This is a genomic window from Collimonas sp. NPDC087041 (genome assembly GCF_044745265.1).
Lineage (GTDB): Bacteria > Pseudomonadota > Gammaproteobacteria > Burkholderiales > Burkholderiaceae_D > Collimonas.
This window is the reverse complement of the sequence record NZ_JBIUZX010000032.1, coordinates 1-1,214: the sequence shown is the minus strand read 5'-3', so window position 1 is coordinate 1,214 and position 1,214 is coordinate 1. Positions and strand designations below refer to the sequence as shown.

The window sequence follows — 1,214 nt, the reverse complement described above, 5'->3', positions numbered from 1 at the left end:
TACGGCTGGGGCCTGCTCAATGCCAGCAAGGCAGTCAACGGCCCGGCGTTGTTCGATCAGCGGCTGGCGCTGGGGCCGACTGTCACCATCAATTTCGATAACGCTTCGTCGACATTCAAGAACGATATCGGCGGCGATGCTGGCCTCAGCAAAGGCGGCAACGGCCAACTGACGCTGGCCGGCAACAATACCTATTCGGGCGACAGCACGATCCAGGGCGGCAGCCTGAACATCACCGGTTCGGTCGCTTCTAATGTCAACGTCAGCGCACTCGGTAACCTGGCCGGCGCCGGCGGGCGCATCCATGGCAACGTCCTCAACAGCGGCCGGGTCAGCAACAGTGGCGCCGGCTTGAGCATCGACGGCAATTACGTCGCGACGCCCAATGCGGTGCTGGCCAATCAACTGAACAGCACGCTGACGGTGGGTGGCAACGCCGTGCTCGGCAATTCGCATCTGGTCGCCACCACACCGGGTGGCACAGCCGATCCGTCCGGCTATGTCACCCAGCAGGTGGGAGTGACCGGCAAAGTCATCACCGCCGCCGGCGGCGTCAGCGGCCAATTCGCCGACCTCAGTTTTGAAGCCGACGGCGTCAGCTTTGCGCCAGGCGTGTTCATCGCCGCGACATTGCAATACCAGCCGAAAGAAGTTGATCTGCAGATCAAGCGCAACAACGTCGCGGTGCTGGCCGCTACCAGTTTTGGCACCGACGCTACCCGTAACAATGCCGGGCAGAATCTGGAGACGGCATTGCAGGCCGCCGACCAGATGGTCGCCAGCGGCAACACCGGTGGCGCCAACGGCCAGTTCCTGGCCAGTGCTGCGGCCTTGCAGAAGACTGCCAGCATTGCCGCTGCGGCACAAACGCTCGACAGTCTCTCGGGTCAGGTGCACGCCTCGGCGCAGGCGCTGACCTTCCAGCAATCGCAGGCAATCAACCGCGACCTGGGCAATCGTTTGTCGGCGCTGGGCAGCCAGGCCGACAGTAACGACGGCACGGGTTTGTGGGTCAGCGCCCTGGGCGCTTCCGGCAAGCTTAGCCAGAGCGGTTTCGCCAGCGGCGATACCTCGCTGTGGGGTGGCCAGTTCGGCGTCGATACCCATCTCGGCAGCGGCACCATCGTCGGCGCTGCGTTGGCGTACTCGGACAGTCGCGCCAGTTTCGATCGCCTGGGCGGGCAATCGAAGAGCCACAATACCGGCGTCTCGCT

The 1,214-nt window shown here is 63.9% G+C and carries 1 protein-coding gene; it reads left to right on the top strand.

Going from position 1 to position 1,214, the window contains the following annotated elements:
* Window positions 1–1,214 (top strand): autotransporter domain-containing protein (locus ACIPF8_RS24515; protein ID WP_400426371.1); only part of this gene is annotated, 1,214 nt, incomplete at both ends.